The organism is Rhizobacter sp. P2_H3 (assembly GCF_056403355.1).
Genome location: NZ_JBFUFQ010000069.1, coordinates 1 through 16,035, shown reverse-complemented (window position 1 = coordinate 16,035; position 16,035 = coordinate 1). Strand labels below are relative to the sequence as shown.

Genomic DNA, 16,035 nt, shown 5'->3' with positions numbered 1-16,035 from the left:
TGCGCTCCGCCTGCGACGGCGCCTGGTCGTCGCGATGCTGGTGCTGACCGCGCTGCTGCTCGTCGCCGGGCTCGCGGCCGGCAGCGAGGGCTGGTCGCTGCCGTCGCTGTGGGGGCCGGACGCGGCGCTGATCGTCGGCCAGATCCGCGCGCCGCGCACGCTGGGGGCGTGGCTGGTCGGCGTCTTGCTCGGCCTGGCCGGCGCGGTGGCGCAGGGGCTGTTCCGCAATCCGCTGGCCGATCCCTACCTGCTGGGTGCCGCATCGGGCGCGACGCTCGCGGTGGTGCTCGGGCTGGCCGCGCAGGCGCTGGCCGGGCACTACATCAGCCTGGGGACAGCAGACTTGCTGTCGCGGGCCGGGCTGGTGCTGGGCGCGTTCGTCGGCGCGCTCGGCGGCGTGCTGCTGACGCTGCTGCTGTCGCGTGGCGCGCAGCACACGACGCGGCTGCTGCTGGCGGGTGTCGTCGTCGGCGTGGTGCTGGGTGCGGCCAGTGACCTCGTCACCACGGTCGCGCCGGATGCGCTGCGCGGCAAGCAGTGGTTCATGCTCGGCAGTACCTCGTTCCTCGGCTGGGACAGCGTGCTGCTGCTGGGGGCCGGCGCGCTGGTCTGCGTGCCGCTCGCCTGGCGGCTGGCGCGCGCGCTCGATGCGCTGACGCTCGGCATCGACAGCGCGCTGAGCCTGGGGCTCGACCTGTCGAAGCTGCGGCTGGTGCTGGTGGTCGTGCTGGCGCTGGCGACCGGGCTCGCGGTGGCGCAATCGGGGCTGATCGCGTTCGTCGGCCTGGTCGCACCGCACCTGGTGCGGCGCTTCGCGCCGTCGGCGCAGGGCTACCTGCTGGTCGTCAGCGCGTTGATGGGCGGCACCTTGCTGCTCGCGGCCGACGTGCTGGCGCGCCTGCTGATCGCGCCGCAGGAGCTGCCGGTCGGCGTGCTGACCGCGTTGCTCGGCGGCGGCTACCTGCTGTGGTTGCTGCACCGGCGGGGGATCGAATGAGCGCGCTGATGTGCGAGGGCGTGCGCGTGTCGTTGGGCGGTATGCCGGTGCTCAACGATGTGTCGCTCGCGTTGCAGCCGGGGTGGACGGCGATCGTCGGGCCGAACGGCGTCGGCAAGTCGACGCTGCTGCGGGTGCTGGCCGGCTTGCTGCCGCCGGCCRCCGGCACCGTGACCTTGCAAGGCCGGCCGATTGCCGGCTGGCCGGCGCGCGAGCGCGCCCAACGCCTCGCGTGGCTGGCGCAGCAGGGCGAGGCGCGCGGCGAGCTGACGGTGCGCGACGTGGTGCACCTGGGCCGCCTGCCGCACCTGGGGCTGTTCACGCCGCCGGGGCCGGACGACGAGGCGATCGTCGATGCCGCGATGGCCGCGACCGAATGCAGCGCGTGGCAGCACCGGCAGCTGCACGGGCTGTCCGGCGGCGAGCGCCAGCGTGCGTTGATCGCCCGCGCGCTGGCGGTGCAGGCAGGGGTGCTGCTGCTCGACGAGCCGACCACCCACCTCGACCCGCCGCACCAAGTGGCGCTGGTGCGGCTGTTCCAGCGCCTGGCGCGCACGCAGAGGGTCGTCAGCGTGCTGCACGACCTGTCGCTCGCGCTGCAGGCGGACCGACTCGTCGTGATGCAGCACGGGCGCATCGCGGCCGAGGGCGCGCACGACGACCCGCTGGTGCATGCCGCGCTCGAATCGGTGTTCGACCACGCGCTGCGGGTGCAGCGCGTCGGTGCGCGCTTCCTGACCCTTCCGAACCTGGACGACTGAGATGCAGATCGAAACCCCGCCGACCGAGCGGCGCAGCGAGAAACCCGACGGCGAGCGCCGCGGGCTGGTGATCGTCCACACCGGCGACGGCAAGGGCAAGAGCACAGCGGCCTTTGGCCTGGCCTTGCGGGCGCATGGGCGCGGCAAGGCGGTGAAGGTCTACCAGTTCATGAAGGTGCCGTCGGCCCGCTTCGGCGAGCACCGGGTGTTCGAGCAGCTCGGCGTGCCGATCGAAGGACTGGGCGACGGCTTCAGCTGGAAGAGCCGCGACCTCGAGCACTCGGCGCAGCTCGCGAAGGACGGCTGGGCGCGCGCCGAGGCGACGATCCGGGCCGGTGAACACTTCCTCGTCGTGCTCGACGAGGTGATGTACCCGCTGCGCTACGGCTGGCTGCCGCTCGATGCGGTGCTGGCCTGCCTGCGCGAGCGGCCGCCTCATGTGCATGTGGTGCTGACCGGGCGCGGCGCACCGGCCGAGCTCGTCGAGCTGGCCGACACCGTCACCGAGATGACGCTGGTGAAGCACCACTACAAGGCTGGCGTGCCGGCACAGCGCGGCATCGAGGATTGATGCTCGCCGCCGCGCTGCTGCTGGCCTGGACGTGGGACGCCTGCTTCGGCGAGCCGCGCAATGCGCTGCACCCGGTGGCGTGGCTGGGGCACGTGCTGGGGCCGGTGGGCCGCGTGCTGCGGCGCGGGTCGCCGTGGCCGGCCTTCGTCGGCGGGGCGCTCGCGTGGTGCGTCGGCGCAAGCGCGATCGCGATGGCCGGCTGGCTGCTGCAGCGCGAAGTGTCGGCGTGGCCGTGGTGGGCGTCGGTGCCGCTGCTGGCGCTGCTGCTGAAGCCCTGCTTCGCATGGCGCATGCTGCGCGACGAGGTGGTGGCGATCGAACGTTCATTGGGGCAGGGCCTGGAAGCAGGGCGGCTGCAACTCTCGCGCGTGGTCAGCCGCGACACCTCGGCGCTCGACGAAGCCGCCATCCGCGAGACCGCGATCGAGACGCTGGCCGAGAACCTGAACGATTCGCTGGTGGCGCCGCTGTTCTGGTTCGCGGTGGCCGGCCTGCCGGGGGCACTGGTCTACCGCTTCGCCAACACGGCGGACGCGATGTGGGGCTACCGCGGCGAGTGGGAGTGGGCCGGCAAGTGGGCGGCGCGGGCGGACGACGTGCTGTCGTGGCTGCCCGCGCGCATCACGGCCGTGCTGCTGCATCCGCCTTTGCGGCGGGTCGACTGGCGCCGGCTGTACGGCCAATCGCTGCGAACCCCGTCGCCGAACGGCGGCTGGCCGATGGGCGCGATGGCGCTGCGGCTGGGGGTGCGGCTCGGCAAGCCGGGCGTGTACACGCTGAACGCGCGGGCGAGGGTGCCGCGTGCGGCCGATGTGCGAGTGGCCCTGCGGTATGCCGGCATTGCCGCCTGGGCCTCGGTGGCCACGGCGGCCATCGCGCTGCTGGCGAGGAGCGTCTGACGTGGTGCATGGCGGGCCGGACGCCCGGGGCATTCCCCACTGGGATTTCTCGACCAACGCGAACGCCTGCGGCCCCGCGCCGCTCGCGTGGGAGGCGGTCGACGCGAGCCGCTACCCGGACCCGTCGTACACCGACCTGCGTGCGGCACTGGCCGCACACCACGGCGTCACCTCCGGCCGCATCGTGATCGCGGCCAGCGCCAGCGAGTTCATCGCCCGCATCAGCACCGCCATCGCGCTCGGCAAGCCGAGTGCCGGCGTGTTCATCCCGCGCCCCTGCTACGGCGACTACGCGGCGGCAGCAGCGGCGCGCGGCCTGCGCGAGGTCGAACGCGATGCCGCGGCGCTGGTCTGGCACGCGTCGCCGAGCAGCCCGCTGGGCCGGTCGATGCCGTTGGCCTGGGTCGACGGCGCGGTGCACGTCATCGACTGCGCGTACGCTCCGCTGCGGCTTTCAGGGCAGCGACACATGATGTCCGCTGCCGCATGGCAGCTGTGGTCGCCGAACAAGGCCCTTGGCCTGACCGGTATCCGCGCTGCCTATGCGATCGCTCCCGAAGCCGACCCGCTCGTTCAACCGCTGCTGGATCTCGCGCCCTCATGGCCGGTCGGCGCCCATGGCGTCGCGATGCTGACCGCGTGGACGGCACCCGCCACGCAGCACTGGCTGCACGAGTCGCTGGCCACGCTGCGCCGCTGGAAGGCGCGCCAACTCGACCTCTGTGCCACGCTCGGCTGGCGGTGCGAGGACAGCGAGACGCCGTTCCACGTCGTGCGCGCCGACGGTCTCGTCGAACGCCTGTCGCGCCTGCGCGAGCTTGGCATCAAGCTGCGCGACACGGCATCGATGGGCCTGCCCGGCGCCGTGCGCCTCGGCGTGCAGCGCCCCGAAGCCCAGGATGCGCTCGCACGCGCCTGGATGGAGATCACCCGATGACCGCCCGCGCCGTGATGGTCCTTGGCACCACCAGCGGTGCCGGCAAGAGCTGGCTCGCGACCGCGCTGTGCCGCTGGTATGCGCGCCAGGGCCTGAAGGTCGCGCCGTTCAAGGCGCAGAACATGAGCAACAACGCGCGCGTCGTGCCGGGCCTGGAAGGCCGCCTCGGCGAGATCGGCAGCGCACAATACTTCCAGGCGCTGGCCGCCCGCGCCGCCCCCGACGTGCGCATGAACCCGGTGCTGCTGAAGCCCGAGCGCGACACCGCGAGCCAGGTCGTGCTGATGGGCGAGGTGCGCGCCGACCTCGCCGGCGTGCCGTGGCATGACCGCAGCGCGCTGCTGTGGCCGCATGCGCAGGGCGCGCTGCGATCGCTGCAGGCCGAGCACGACGTGATCGTCATCGAAGGCGCCGGCTCGCCAGCCGAGATCAACCTGCGCCACAGCGATTACGTGAACATGCGCACCGCGCTCGCGGCCGACGCAGCCTGCCTGCTCGTCAGCGACATCGACCGCGGCGGCGCCTTCGCCCACCTGTACGGCACGCACCAGTTGCTCGCGGCCGACGAGCAGCGGCTGCTGCGCGGCTTCGTGCTGAACCGCTTCCGCGGCGATGCGCGGCTGCTCGAACCCGGCCCGTCGCAGCTGCAGCAGCTGACCGGCGTGCCGACGCTCGCGGTGCTGCCGATGTGGCGCGGCCACGGCCTGCCCGAGGAAGACGGCGTCTTCGACGACACGCCGAGCGGCGATGCCGACGGCCTGCGCATCAGCGTGATCGCGCCGCCACGCATCARCAACCTCGACGAGTTCCAGCCGCTGCGCCACCTGAGCGGCGTGCGGCTGCGCTGGGCGCGCACGCCGGCCGCGCTGGCCGATGCCGACTGGATCGTGCTGCCCGGCTCCAAGCACACCAGCAGCGACCTCGCGTGGCTGCGTGCGCAGGGCCTGGCCGATGCGGTGTGCCGGCATGCCGCGGCCGGCCGGCCGGTGCTCGGGCTGTGCGGCGGGCTGCAGATGCTCGGCGAATCGCTCGCCGACCCGTTCGGCATCGACGGCGATGCGGCCGGCCTCGGGCTGCTGCCGCTGGCCACGCGCTTCGAGCGCGAGAAGCGGCTTTGCACCGTCGAGGCTCGCTTCGAGACGCTGGACGGGCCGTGGGCCGCGCTGTCGCAGGCCGCCTTGCGCGGCTACGAGATCCGCCACGGCCGCACGCAGGCCACCGCGCCGCTCGCCGTCGCGCTGCGCAATGCCGGCGGCGAGCCGATCGGCTGGCAGCGCGGCAACGTGCTCGGGCTCTATGCGCACGGCGTGTTCGAATGCGACGAGGTGCTGCGCGCATTGTTCGGCCGGCAGGCCCGCACGCTCGACGCCGTGTTCGACGGCCTCGCCGATTTCGCCGAGGCGCACTTCGCGCCCGGCTCGCTGATGCGACTTCTCCAACCTTCGCGGGACTGACCCATGCGCTTCGAACTGCCCTCCATCACCCCGATCGACGACGCCGCGCTCGCGCAGCGGCTGCAGCAGCGGCTCGACCGCAAGACCAAGCCGCAGGGCTCGCTCGGCCGCCTCGAATCGCTCGCGCTGCAGCTCGGGCTGGTCCAGCGCAACGAGGCGCCCCGCCTCGTGCAGCCGCAGATGCTGGTGTTCGCCGGCGACCACGGCCTCGCGGCGCGCGGCGTCTCGGCGTTTCCGAGCGATGTCACCTGGCAGATGGTCGAGAACTTCCTGGCCGGCGGCGCGGCGGTCAGCGTGCTGGCGCGGCAGCACGGTCTCGCGCTGACGGTGGTCGATGCCGGCGTCGCGCACGATTTCGCGCCGCGTGCCGGGCTGCTCGACCGCAAGGTCGCGCGCGGCACCGCTGATGCGCTGGCCGGACCGGCGATGAGCGAGGCGCAATGCCGGCAGGCACTGGCGGCCGGCATGGCCGTCGTGCACGAGCTGCCCGGCAATGCGGTGCTGCTCGGCGAGATGGGCATCGGCAACAGCTCCAGCGCCGCGCTGCTGCTCGCGCGCCTGGGCGGCCAGCCGATCGATGCCTGCGTCGGCCGCGGCACCGGGCTCGACGATGCCGGCCTCGCCCGCAAGCGCACGGTGCTCGCGCAGGTGCTCGAACGCCATGCCGGCGCGACGCAGCCGCTGGAGGTGCTGGCCGCGTTCGGCGGCTTCGAGATCGCGATGCTCGCCGGGGCGGCGCTGCAGGCGGCCGCCGAGCGGCGCGTCGTCGTCGTCGACGGCTTCATCGCGAGCGCCGCGGTGCTGGTGGCCACGCGGCTCGCGCCGGCGCTCGCCGGCTACTGCGTGCTCGCGCACCGCTCGGCCGAGCCGGGCCATGCGCTGATGGTGCGCGAGTTGGGCGGGGAGCCGCTGCTCGACCTCGGGCTGCGGCTGGGCGAAGGCTCGGGCGCCGCGCTCGCATGGCCGCTGCTGGAAAGCGCGGTGCGCGTGCTGGCCGAGATGGCGAGCTTCGAATCGGCCGGCGTCTCGGACCGCAGCGAGGCCTGACGCGTGGTGAAGGCCGTGCTGCACGAACTGCGCCTGATGGCGATCGCGCTGCAGTTCTTCACGCGCGTGCCGGTGCCGTCGCGCGTCGGCTTCGAGCCCGCGTGGCTGAACGCGAGCGCGCGGCATTTCCCGCTGGTCGGCTTGCTCGTCGGCGGGGTCGCGGCGCTCGCGCTGGCCGTCGGCAGCCAGGCCCTGGGCACTGCGATCGGCGTGTGGCTGTCGATCGCGGCGACCGTCTGGCTCACCGGTGCCTTCCACGAGGACGGCCTGGCCGACACCTGCGATGCGCTCGGCGGCGCGGTGAGCCGCGAGCGGGCGCTGGAGATCATGAAGGACTCGCGCATCGGCAGCTACGGTGCGGTCGCGCTGGTGCTGGTGCTCGGCTTGAAGGCCGCGACGCTCGCCAGCCTGCCGCTGGCGCTGGCGGTGCCGGCGCTGCTGCTCGCGCACACCGCGTCGCGCGCGGCGGCGGTGGTGCTGATCCGCGTGCTGCCGTATGCGGGCGAGGTGTCGCAGGCCAAGGCGAAGCCGCTCGCGCAGAAGGTGTCGGCGCTCGGCGTCGCCGTCGCGCTCGGCTGGGTGGTGCTGCTGGCGGGCGCGCTGGTCGCGTTGCGCTGGGCGGGGTGGCCGTACGTCGCACTCGCGCTGGCCGGCGTGCTGCTCGGCACGATCGCCTGCGGCCGCTGGTTCCGGCGCCGGCTCGGCGGCATCACCGGCGACACGCTGGGCGCCACGCAGCAGATCACCGAGTTGCTGGCGCTGCTGGGCTGGGTGGTCGCGCTGCGCTGGGCATGAACCGCATCGAGGCCTGGCGCCATCCGCGGCCCGACGGCGTGGCGGGCCGGTGCATCGGCCACACCGACGTGCCGGTGGACCGGCGCCGCGCGAAGCGCCTCGCGCACCGCATCCGCCGCGCGGCGCGGTGCGAAGGCTGGCCGAAGGGCGTCTGGACCTCGCCGCTGCGGCGCTGCGCCGACGTGGGCCGCTGGCTCGCGCGCTGGGGCTGGACACACCGCATCGATGCGCGGCTGTGCGAGCTGGATTTCGGCGACTGGGATGGCCGGACCTGGGTCGAGATCGGCGCGGCACCGGTCGACGCCTGGTGCGACGACTTCCTGCGCGGCGCGCCGGGTGGCGGCGAGTCGGTCGCGCAGTTGCTGCAGCGCTGTGCCGAGGTGCTGGGCGAGTTGCCGCCGCACGCCTGCATCGTCGCGCACGCCGGCTGGTTGAATGCCGTCCGCTGCCTGCGCGACGGCATCACGCCTGCGCGCGCCGCCGACTGGCCGGCGGCGCCGGGCTACGGCGCGCGCGTCTCGGGGTAGATCGGATGCGGCCCGCCCGGCCGCGAATCGCAGTACGCCGCCACGCCGCATTCGAAGCACAGCGGCTTGCGCGCCTGGCACACATAGCGGCCGTGCAGGATCAGCCAGTGGTGCGCGTCGACCAGGTAGCCCTCGGGCACCCGCTTCAACAGGCCGAGCTCGACCTCCAGCGGATTCTTTCCCGGCGCGAGCCCGGTGCGGTTGCTGACGCGAAAGATGTGCGTGTCGACCGCCATCGTCGCCTCGCCGAACGCGACGTTCAGCACCACGTTGGCGGTCTTGCGGCCGACGCCCGGCAGCGCCTCCAGCGCCTCGCGGGTGCGCGGCACCGCGCCGCCGTGCTGCTCGATCAGGATGCGGCAGGTCTCGAGCAGGTTCTTCGCCTTGTTGCGGTAGAGCCCGATCGTCTTGATGTGCTGCGTGATGCCGTCGAGCCCGAGCGCCAGCATCTTCTGCGGCGTCGGGGCGACGGCGAACAGCTTGCGCGTCGCCTTGTTGACGCCCACGTCGGTGGCCTGGGCCGACAGCAGCACGGCGGCCAGCAGCTCGAAGACGTTGGTGTATTCGAGCTCGGTGTTCGGCTGCGGGTTGGCAGCCTGGAGCGTCGCGAAGAAGGGCTGGATCTGGTCGGCGTTCATCGGCGCGCATTGTGGCAGCGCGCGGCGCGCCCCACAGTCAGACGGTCTGGATGGATGGCTGTGGTACTGGTCGCTCTCTGTCTTCTTGGCGGCAGATGGCGACGCTGGTGTAGACGCAGGGCCACGCTGCCGCCACCAGGACACCACCCACGATCAGAGGTGCAATGCCTAACGCGGAACCCGCCAGCCCACCCGCGATGAAACCAGTGCCGATGGTCAGCGCGAACATGGCAGCGACGGCATTTCCGATCGCGCAATTCGTGTCCGACACGCCGCAGTAGCTCGTTGCAGCGGTGTGGTCGTCTCCCGCTTGGGGCATGCAGCAATCCCAACGTGACTGGATGGTGTTCCCGTCAGGCGACGGGTTCGCATTCGCAGGTATCTGAGAGCGACGCGCGTCGACTTTTGCACGTGCGGTGGGGTCCATGAAATTTCCTTGGTGCGGTTGAAGAAATCGAACGATCAGTTCCGGATCCTGCGCGCCGCCAGCTGATCGATGCGGCGGCGGGCCAGTTCCTGCAGTTCGACGAAGGCCGCATCGGCACGGCCGAGGTCGATCGTGGCTTCGAAGGCCTGGACCGCCTCTTCCTCCCGGCCGGTGGCCGCGAGGCACTCGCCCAGCCGGAACATCGCGGCCACATGACGGGGATTCCCGACCAGGCACAAGGCATACATCGGCGCGGCCAGCTCGGGTTGGTTCAACCGCTGCAGGCAGGTCGCGGCTATGAAGCCATGGCGAGGGCTTTGCGCATGCGTTTCGAGATGGAGTGCGATTGGCAAGGCGTGCTGGAACTGTCCCTCGTTGCAGAGCCGCGAGGCGATGTCGTAAAGCGCATCGCAGCGCTGCGGTGACAGTGGCTGCACCGCGTCCGTGACCACTTGCCCGCGCTCAGCGGGTGGCGCGGCACGAAGCTGCTCGGCGATGCCGATCAGGCCGGTCCCGAGGGACTGCACCAAGGCAGCGATCTGCGGGTCGGGGTACGCATGTGAATGCAGCGGTGCATGGGGGGTTACTGCGGAATTCATGCCGCATGAGTAACCGGCCCGCGCGAATGGTTCCTAGCCCGGTGCGCTGGCGGCCGGCGGCGCGTTGGTGGTCGGCTTCGGCGTGCCTGAACCGAGCTTGTCGCACGCAGTGAGCGACAGCGTGGCGCCCATGCTGAGCATCAACAGAAATGCCAACAGCAGTCGATGCATGGCGGTACTCCTTTGTCGCCGTTCAGTAGCGCGATTGCAGCTCGCGGATCTGTTCGCGGGCTTCATCCTCGTAGGCGCCGTGCTTGCGCTGCAGCTTGCCGGCATGGCGTTCGCGTTGACCTTGCTCGACATGGTTCTGGTTGCCGGTCACGCGGCCCCAGTTCTCACGGGCCTGGCCCTTGAATTMCTTCCAGCGGCCCCCGATGCGATCGTGATGCATTGCAGCTCCTTGCGCGGTGATGTCGGACGGCCGGCATCGGCCATCCGTGGCGCAAGCGTAGGCGGGGAGGCTGGCCGCCGTCGTCGGTTCCGACCCGGGGTCCGGATAGGACGCGGCTGATTCAGCTGTAGGAATCGGCTGACAAGCCGCTCGATGCGCTCAGCCGGGCTTGCGCTGGCGTGCGCGGGCGAGCGCGGCTTCGATGACGCTGCTCTTGACGCTCACCTCGGTGCCTGCCGCCGCCGTGGGCGCGCTGCGGGCGGCCATGCGCGCCTGGCGTTGCTGCTCGTCGTGCGCCAGCCGCGCGCGGTGGAATTCGAAGCGCTCGCGCGCCTCGTCGGCCTGCGCCGGGCTCCACGCGTCCCAGCCGGTGCGGCCCGGGCTGGCGTCGACCAGCGAGATGCAATCGACCGGGCAGGCCGGGATGCACAGCTCGCAGCCGGTGCACAGCGGCTCGATCACGGTGTGCATCGATTTCGGCCCGCCGACGATGCAGTCGACCGGGCAGGCCTTCAGGCACAGCGTGCAGCCGATGCACCAGGCCTCGTCGATCACCGCGAGGCGCCGCGGCCCTTCGTGGCCGTTCAGCGGGTTCAGCGCCTGCACCGGCCGGCCGGTCAGGCGCGCCAGCCGCGCGATGCCCTCGGCACCGCCCGGCGGGCACTGGTTGATCGCTGCGTCGCCGGCGGCGATGGCCTCGGCGTACGAGCGGCAGTCGGGGTAGCCGCAGCGCGTGCACTGCGTCTGCGGCAGGGCGGCGTCCAGCCGGTCGGCGAGTGCGTCCCGGTCCACGGCGCCGTCAGGCTGCCTTGCGTGCGGCCGTCTTGCGGGCCGCCGGGCGGGCGAGTTTCACCGCCTGCTGGTGTGACGCGATGAAGTTGCGCACTTCCGGGTAGACCTTCTCGCGCCAGCGGCGGCCCGAGAAGATGCCGTAGTGTCCGGCGCCTTCGACGTCGTAGTGGAACTGGCGCGCCTTCGGGATGCCGGTGCACAGCTCGTGCGCCGCCTTGGTCTGGCCGGCGCCGGAGATGTCGTCCAGCTCGCCCTCGATCGTCAGCAGCGCGCTGGTCGTGATGTCCTGCGGGCGCACCAGCTCGCCCCGGACCTCCCAGGTGCCGTTGACCAGCGCGAAATCCTGGAACACCGTCTTGATGGTGTCGAGGTAGTACTCGGCCGGCATGTCGAGCACTGCGTTGTACTCGTCGTAGAAGGTGCGGTGGAAATCGGCGTTGTCGTCGTCGCCGCGCATCAGGTCCATGAAGTAGTCGTAGTGCGACTTCAGGTGGCGGTCCGGGTTCATCGCGATGAAGCCGCTGTGCYGCAGGAAGCCCGGGTAGACGCGCCGGCCGGCGCCGGGGTAGTTGACCGGCACGCGGTAGATGACGTTGTTCTCGAACCAGTCGTAGCTCTTGTTCATCGCCAGGTTGTTGACGGCCGTCGGGCTCCTGCGGGCATCGATCGGGCCGCCCATCATCGTCATCGTGCGCGGGGTGGGCTCGCCGCGGCTGGCCATCAGCGAGATCGCGGCCAGCACCGGCACCGTCGGCTGGCACACCGAGATCACGTTGCACTCGGGCCCGACGTGGCGGATGAACTCCTGCACGTAGTCGACGTAGTCGTCGAGGTGGAACGGGCCGGCGGCCTGGTCGACCATGCGGGCATCGGTCCAGTCGGTGATGAAGACCTTGTGGTCCTGCAGCAGCGCCTTCACGGTGTCGCGCAGCAGCGTCGAGTGGTGGCCCGACAGCGGCGCCACGACCAGCACGGTGGGCTGGTCCTTCATCAGCGTGAGCACTGGCGAATCGTCGGTGAAGCGCTTGAAGCGCAGCAGCCGGCAGAACGGCTTCTCGAGCGCCACCTGCTCCTGCACCGCGACATCCACCGTGCCGACGCGCACCGACGTGATGTTGAACTGCGGCTTCTCGTATTCCTTCGACAACCGGTGCACCAGGTCCAGCCCGGCCGACACGCGCTGCGCCATCGGCGTGTGCGTGAACGGCGACAGCGGGTGGCTGTACAGCTTCGAGGAGGCGCTTGCGAATTCGGAGAACGGGCTCAACAACGCGCGCTGGGCTTCATACCACTGGTACAGCATTCTGGGTTCCTTTGCGACCGCTTCGCGGAATCGCTTTCACACAAGGTTTTCACACAAGTTGTGCGTCGCAGCATTCTAGGCAGTCGATACAGATCGTGCCCGCGGACTGCTTTGGTGCAAACCCGGAAAAGAAGCACAAAGGCCGCCCAGAATGGTGCGGCCTTCTCTCGAACTGTCACTTGTGTGACGGCAGATGTCGCTTCAGATGACTTTGGCGATCGCGGCGACCACCGCGTCGATGTTCTTGCTGTTCAGCGCCGCGACGCAGATGCGGCCCGAATCGACGCCGTAGATGCCGAACTCGTTGCGCAGCCGCTCCATCTGGGCCTTGGTGAGGCCCGAATAGCTGAACATGCCCTTCTGCTGCGTGATGAAGCTCATGTCCTGCCGGATGCCGGCGGCCTGCAGCTTCTGCAGCAGCGCGGTGCGCATCTGCTTGATGCGCACCCGCATGCCGGCCAGTTCTTCCTCCCACATCGCGCGCAGCGCCGGCGTCGTCAGCACGGTGGCGACGACCTGGGCGCCGTGCGTCGGCGGGTTGGAGTAGTTGGTGCGGATCACGATCTTCAGCTGGCTCAGCACGCGGGTCGCGTCGTCCTTGGTGGCGCACAGCACGCTCAGCGCGCCGACGCGTTCGCCGTACAGCGAAAAGCTCTTCGAGAACGAGGTCGCGACGAAGAAGTCGATGCCGGCGGCGACGAACTGCGCGATCACCGCGCCGTCTTCGGCGATGCCCTCGCCGAAGCCCTGGTAGGCCATGTCGAGGAAGGCCACCAGGCCGCGTGCCTTGACGGCCCCGATCACCTTCGCCCAGTCGGCGGGGGTGATGTCGTAGCCGGTCGGGTTGTGGCAGCAGGCGTGCAGCACGACCACCGTGCCGGCCGGTGCGGCGTTCAGCGCGGCCAGCATGCCCTCGACATTGACGCCGCGCTTGGCCGCGTCGTAGTACGGATAACTCTCGACCACGAAGCCGGCGTTGGTGAACAGCGCGCGGTGGTTTTCCCAGCTCGGGTCGCTGATCAGCACCTTGGCGCCCGGGTTCAGCTTCTTCAGGAAGTCGGCGCCGATCTTCAGGCCGCCGGTGCCGCCCAGGCCCTGGACGGTGGCGACGCGGCCGGCAGCGACTTCAGCGCTGTCGGTGCCGAACACCAGGCCCTGCACCGCCTTGTCGTAGGCGGCGATGCCGTCGATCGGCAGGTAGCCGCGCGGCTTCGGGGCCTCCTGCATCTGGCGCTCGGCCTCGGCCACGCACTTCAGCAGCGGGAGTTTGCCGTTGTCGTCGTAGTAGACCCCGACGCCCAGGTTCACCTTGGCGGGATTCGGATCGGCGTTGAACTGCTCGTTCAGGCCGAGGATGGGGTCGCGGGGTGCCATTTCGACAGCGGCGAACAGCGAGGTCATGGACAGTCCTTGTCAGTAGAGCGGATGCGTGATTTGGGCTAGGCTTGCCGATTTCCCTGTGCACTTCCGGTACAGGAAAACCCGAGGATTTTAATCGCCATGGCCGACCTGCCCCGAAATTCGGCACCCAAGACGGTATCGCGCCCTGCACCGAAGTTGGCACCGAAGGCGCCGCAGGGCGGCCCCGACATCCTGCTCGCCGACACGCCGGTGGTTGAACCCGTCGAAGGCGAGTTCGTCGCCTTCCCCGACTCGCCGTTCCAGCTGTTCCAGCCGTATCCACCGGCCGGCGACCAGCCGACCGCGATCGCGGCGCTGGCCGAAGGCATCGAGGACGGCCTGAGCTACCAGACGCTGCTGGGCGTCACCGGCTCCGGCAAGACCTTCACGATGGCCAACGTGATCGCCCGCATGGGCCGCCCGGCCATCGTGTTCGCGCCCAACAAGACGCTGGCGGCACAGCTGTACAGCGAGTTCCGCGAGTTCTTCCCGAAGAATGCGGTCGAGTACTTCGTCAGCTACTACGACTACTACCAGCCTGAAGCCTACGTGCCGCAGCGCGACCTGTTCATCGAGAAGGACAGCTCGATCAACGAACACATCGAGCAGATGCGGCTGTCGGCCACCAAGAGCCTGCTGGAGCGGCGCGACGTGGTGATCGTCGCCACCGTCAGCGCGATCTACGGCATCGGCAACCCGAGCGACTACCACCGCATGGTGATGACGCTGCGCGCCGGCGACAAGATGGGGCAGCGCGACGTGATCGCGCAGCTGATCCGCATGCAGTACCAGCGCAACGAGATGGACTTCAGCCGCGGCACCTTCCGCGTGCGCGGCGACACCATCGACGTGTTCCCGGCCGAGCACTCCGAGCTCGCGATCCGCATCGAGCTGTTCGACGACGAGGTCGAGGCGCTGCAGCTGTTCGACCCGCTGACCGGGCGCATCCGCCAGAAGATCCCGCGCTTCACCGTCTACCCGTCCAGCCACTACGTGACGCCGCGTGATCGCGTGGTCGCTGCCATCGAGACCATCAAGGCCGAGCTGCGCACGCGGCTCGACGAGCTGGTGAAGGACGGCAAGCTGGTCGAGGCGCAGCGCCTGGAGCAGCGCACCCGCTTCGACCTGGAGATGCTGCAGGAGATCGGCCACTGCAAGGGCATCGAGAACTACACGCGCCACCTGTCGGGCTCGGCGCCGGGCGAGCCGCCGTCGACGCTGGTCGACTACCTGCCGGGCGATGCGCTGATGTTCCTCGACGAATCGCACGTGCTGATCGGCCAGCTGGGCGGCATGTACAACGGCGACCGCGCGCGCAAGACCACGCTGGTCGAGTACGGCTTCCGGCTGCCGTCGGCGCTCGACAACCGGCCGCTGAAGTTCGAGGAGTTCGAGAAGAAGATGCGCCAGGTGGTGTTCGTGTCGGCGACGCCGGCCGACTTCGAGAAGCGCAACGCCGGCCAGGTGGTCGAGCAGGTGGTGCGGCCGACCGGGCTGGTCGACCCGCTCGTCGAGGTGCGCCCGGCCACGCACCAGGTCGACGACGTGCTGCAGGAGATCCGCGAGCGCGTCGAGATCCACGAGCGCGTGCTGATCACCACGCTGACCAAGCGCATGGCCGAGCAGCTCACCGACTACCTGAGCGACAACGGCGTCAAGGTGCGCTACCTGCACAGCGACATCGACACCGTCGAGCGGGTCGAGATCCTGCGCGACCTGCGGCTCGGCACCTTCGACGTGCTGGTGGGCATCAACCTGCTGCGCGAGGGGCTGGACATCCCCGAGGTGTCGCTGGTGGCGATCCTCGATGCCGACAAGGAAGGCTTCCTGCGCGCCGAGCGCTCGCTGATCCAGACCATCGGCCGCGCGGCGCGCAATGTGAACGGCAAGGCGATCCTGTATGCCGACAAGATGACCGATTCGATGCGCCGCGCGATCGACGAGACCGAGCGGCGCCGCGCGAAGCAGATCCAGCACAACCTGGAGCAGGGCATCACGCCGCGCAGCGTGAAGAAGCAGATCCGCGAGCTGATCGACGGCGTCTACAGCGAGAAGAGCGCGAAGGACGAGCTGAAGAACGCGGCCGAGACGGCCGAGGTCGAGGCGATGAGCGAGAAGGACCTCGGCAAGCGCATCAAGCAGCTCGAGAAGCAGATGCTCGAGCATGCCCGCAACCTGGAGTTCGAGAAGGCGGCCCGCGTGCGCGACCAGCTGGCCCACCTGCGCGAGCAGGCCTTCGGCGCGCCCGGCACCGACAACGTGGTGCTGCTGCCGGCTGCCGGCGGCCGCAAGGCATGACGCAGCCACCGGTGCGGGCGCAGGTGCGGGTGCTGATGGTCTGCATGGGCAACATCTGCCGTTCGCCGACCGCCGAGGCGGTGCTGCGCCACAAGCTGCGCGCGGCCGGGCTGGGCGATGCAGTCGCGGTCGATTCGGCCGGCACGCACTCGTGGCACGGTGGCGAGCCGCCCGATCCGCGCTCCATCAGGCACGCGG

19 protein-coding genes are annotated in these 16,035 nt (G+C 70.5%); 11 read left to right on the top strand and 8 right to left on the bottom strand.

Annotated features, from left to right (window positions below; all coding sequences use genetic code 11):
- Nucleotides 1-34 precede the first annotated feature (34 nt).
- Genes AC1D1T_RS14965 through AC1D1T_RS14925 form a run of 9 tightly spaced genes read left to right on the top strand, consistent with a single transcriptional unit; the run spans nt 35 to nt 7,988 of the window.
- Nucleotides 35-997 (top strand): FecCD family ABC transporter permease, encoded by a 963-nt coding sequence (locus AC1D1T_RS14965; RefSeq protein WP_082004251.1) that lies wholly within the window; start codon nt 35-37, stop codon nt 995-997.
- The gene (locus tag AC1D1T_RS14960) at nt 994-1,758 is read left to right on the top strand and encodes an ABC transporter ATP-binding protein (RefSeq protein WP_477992070.1); all 765 of its coding nucleotides are present in this window, start codon (nt 994-996) and stop codon (nt 1,756-1,758) included. Before AC1D1T_RS14965 ends, AC1D1T_RS14960 begins: the two co-directional genes overlap by 4 nt.
- 1 nt (nt 1,759) lies before the next feature.
- Nucleotides 1,760-2,329 carry a cob(I)yrinic acid a,c-diamide adenosyltransferase gene (cobO, locus tag AC1D1T_RS14955; protein ID WP_047502993.1) on the top strand — a complete coding sequence of 190 codons (570 nt, stop codon included), beginning with the start codon at nt 1,760-1,762 and terminating at the stop codon, nt 2,327-2,329.
- Entirely contained in the window at nt 2,329-3,228 is a 900-nt protein-coding gene (gene cbiB / locus AC1D1T_RS14950; RefSeq protein ID WP_477826417.1) for an adenosylcobinamide-phosphate synthase CbiB, read from the top strand. Before cobO ends, cbiB begins: the two co-directional genes overlap by 1 nt.
- Nucleotide 3,229: 1 nt before the next feature.
- A complete protein-coding gene (locus tag AC1D1T_RS14945) occupies nt 3,230-4,165 on the top strand; it encodes an aminotransferase class I/II-fold pyridoxal phosphate-dependent enzyme (protein ID WP_477826418.1) in 936 nt (311 codons plus the stop codon).
- Nucleotides 4,162-5,619, top strand: coding sequence for a cobyric acid synthase (locus AC1D1T_RS14940; protein WP_477992069.1), 1,458 nt, complete (start codon nt 4,162-4,164; stop codon nt 5,617-5,619). The genes AC1D1T_RS14945 and AC1D1T_RS14940 overlap by 4 nt, the downstream gene beginning before the upstream one ends.
- A gap of 3 nt (nt 5,620-5,622) precedes the next feature.
- Complete coding sequence (gene cobT, locus AC1D1T_RS14935; protein WP_477826420.1) at nt 5,623-6,666, top strand: nicotinate-nucleotide--dimethylbenzimidazole phosphoribosyltransferase; 1,044 nt, start codon at nt 5,623-5,625, stop codon at nt 6,664-6,666.
- A 3-nt stretch (nt 6,667-6,669) separates the two neighbouring features.
- Entirely contained in the window at nt 6,670-7,461 is a 792-nt protein-coding gene (gene cobS / locus AC1D1T_RS14930; protein ID WP_477842416.1) for an adenosylcobinamide-GDP ribazoletransferase, read from the top strand.
- A complete protein-coding gene (locus AC1D1T_RS14925; protein ID WP_477842418.1) occupies nt 7,458-7,988 on the top strand; it encodes a histidine phosphatase family protein in 531 nt (176 codons plus the stop codon). Before cobS ends, AC1D1T_RS14925 begins: the two co-directional genes overlap by 4 nt.
- Here AC1D1T_RS14925 and nth read toward each other — a convergent pair.
- The 8 genes from nth to AC1D1T_RS14885 all read right to left on the bottom strand — a co-directional run bounded on the left by nth (nt 7,964) and on the right by AC1D1T_RS14885 (nt 13,539).
- Nucleotides 7,964-8,626, bottom strand: a complete 663-nt coding sequence (nth, locus tag AC1D1T_RS14920; RefSeq protein ID WP_477829489.1) for an endonuclease III — start codon at nt 8,624-8,626, stop codon at nt 7,964-7,966. The two genes, AC1D1T_RS14925 and nth, sit on opposite strands and share 25 nt — an antisense overlap.
- 37 nt (nt 8,627-8,663) lie before the next feature.
- On the bottom strand, nt 8,664-9,053 hold the full coding sequence (locus tag AC1D1T_RS14915) for a hypothetical protein (RefSeq protein ID WP_477842420.1): 390 nt from the start codon (nt 9,051-9,053) through the stop codon (nt 8,664-8,666).
- Nucleotides 9,054-9,088: 35 nt separating this feature from the next.
- A complete protein-coding gene (locus AC1D1T_RS14910; RefSeq protein ID WP_477829657.1) occupies nt 9,089-9,583 on the bottom strand; it encodes a hypothetical protein in 495 nt (164 codons plus the stop codon).
- Between the two features lie 102 nt (nt 9,584-9,685).
- Nucleotides 9,686-9,823 carry a hypothetical protein gene (locus AC1D1T_RS14905; RefSeq protein WP_465114340.1) on the bottom strand — a complete coding sequence of 46 codons (138 nt, stop codon included), beginning with the start codon at nt 9,821-9,823 and terminating at the stop codon, nt 9,686-9,688.
- A gap of 22 nt (nt 9,824-9,845) precedes the next feature.
- Nucleotides 9,846-10,043: a CsbD family protein gene (locus AC1D1T_RS14900; RefSeq protein WP_477992068.1), complete on the bottom strand. Its 198-nt coding sequence runs from the start codon at nt 10,041-10,043 to the stop codon at nt 9,846-9,848.
- A 159-nt stretch (nt 10,044-10,202) separates the two neighbouring features.
- A complete protein-coding gene (rsxB, locus tag AC1D1T_RS14895; RefSeq protein WP_477992067.1) occupies nt 10,203-10,835 on the bottom strand; it encodes an electron transport complex subunit RsxB in 633 nt (210 codons plus the stop codon).
- Between the two features lie 7 nt (nt 10,836-10,842).
- Nucleotides 10,843-12,138 carry a polyhydroxyalkanoate depolymerase gene (locus tag AC1D1T_RS14890; RefSeq protein ID WP_477992066.1) on the bottom strand — a complete coding sequence of 432 codons (1,296 nt, stop codon included), beginning with the start codon at nt 12,136-12,138 and terminating at the stop codon, nt 10,843-10,845.
- Nucleotides 12,139-12,339: 201 nt separating this feature from the next.
- On the bottom strand, nt 12,340-13,539 hold the full coding sequence (locus AC1D1T_RS14885; protein ID WP_477827260.1) for an amino acid aminotransferase: 1,200 nt from the start codon (nt 13,537-13,539) through the stop codon (nt 12,340-12,342).
- A gap of 99 nt (nt 13,540-13,638) precedes the next feature.
- Between AC1D1T_RS14885 and uvrB the strand changes: the two genes are divergently transcribed.
- Together uvrB and AC1D1T_RS14875 are read left to right on the top strand one after the other, a co-directional pair.
- The gene (gene uvrB / locus AC1D1T_RS14880) at nt 13,639-15,837 is read left to right on the top strand and encodes an excinuclease ABC subunit UvrB (protein ID WP_477992065.1); all 2,199 of its coding nucleotides are present in this window, start codon (nt 13,639-13,641) and stop codon (nt 15,835-15,837) included.
- The coding region (locus AC1D1T_RS14875) for an arsenate reductase/protein-tyrosine-phosphatase family protein (RefSeq protein WP_477992064.1) at nt 15,834-16,035 on the top strand (202 nt) is incomplete at its 3' end. The genes uvrB and AC1D1T_RS14875, both read left to right, overlap by 4 nt.

Excerpts from the sequence above, each read along its gene's own strand:
- AC1D1T_RS14965 (WP_082004251.1), top strand. The coding sequence starts at position 35 with ATGCTGGTGCTGACCGCGCTGCTGCTCGTCGCCGGGCTCGCGGCCGGC.
- cobO (WP_047502993.1), top strand. The coding sequence starts at position 1,760 with ATGCAGATCGAAACCCCGCCGACCGAGCGGCGCAGCGAGAAACCCGAC.
- cbiB (WP_477826417.1), top strand. The coding sequence starts at position 2,329 with ATGCTCGCCGCCGCGCTGCTGCTGGCCTGGACGTGGGACGCCTGCTTC.
- cobT (WP_477826420.1), top strand. The coding sequence starts at position 5,623 with ATGCGCTTCGAACTGCCCTCCATCACCCCGATCGACGACGCCGCGCTC.
- AC1D1T_RS14925 (WP_477842418.1), top strand. The coding sequence starts at position 7,458 with ATGAACCGCATCGAGGCCTGGCGCCATCCGCGGCCCGACGGCGTGGCG.
- nth (WP_477829489.1), bottom strand. The coding sequence starts at position 8,626 with ATGAACGCCGACCAGATCCAGCCCTTCTTCGCGACGCTCCAGGCTGCC.
- AC1D1T_RS14915 (WP_477842420.1), bottom strand. The coding sequence starts at position 9,053 with ATGGACCCCACCGCACGTGCAAAAGTCGACGCGCGTCGCTCTCAGATA.
- AC1D1T_RS14905 (WP_465114340.1), bottom strand. The coding sequence starts at position 9,823 with ATGCATCGACTGCTGTTGGCATTTCTGTTGATGCTCAGCATGGGCGCC.
- AC1D1T_RS14885 (WP_477827260.1), bottom strand. The coding sequence starts at position 13,539 with ATGACCTCGCTGTTCGCCGCTGTCGAAATGGCACCCCGCGACCCCATC.
- uvrB (WP_477992065.1), top strand. The coding sequence starts at position 13,639 with ATGGCCGACCTGCCCCGAAATTCGGCACCCAAGACGGTATCGCGCCCT.